Below are 300 nucleotides of genomic sequence, written 5' to 3'. Positions count from 1 at the left end.
TGAAGCGCCAGCCCGGCTTCATCGCGACCCAGCTCCATCGCGGCATCGCGGGCAGCAACGTCTTCCTGAACCACGCCGTCTGGGAGTCGGTCGCCCGGGTCCGGGCCGCCTTCGCCGGTCCGGCGTTCCAGGCGCGGCTCGCGGCCTATCCCGACACCGTCGCGGTCAGCCCGCACCTGTTCCGGCCCGTGGCGGTGCCGAGCATCTGCATCGCCTGAGCGGCGGCCGCGACCTGTCGAAACGGGCGCCGATGTGCGTTCGGCGGGGCAGCCCGAGCGTCGCCGTCGCGCTAGGATGCCC

At 73.7% G+C, this 300-nt stretch carries 1 protein-coding gene; it reads left to right on the top strand.

Annotation, left to right across the window (positions count from 1 at the left end; all coding sequences use genetic code 11):
- A partial coding sequence (locus ACLBXP_RS25745; protein WP_447670645.1) for an antibiotic biosynthesis monooxygenase family protein occupies positions 1-218 on the top strand: 218 nt, incomplete at its 5' end.
- Between the last annotated feature and the right edge of the window lie 82 nt (positions 219-300).

This window comes from Methylobacterium sp. A54F (genome assembly GCF_053346035.1).
Note: the sequence above shows the minus strand (reverse complement) of the source record. Positions and strands in the feature narration are given on the sequence as shown.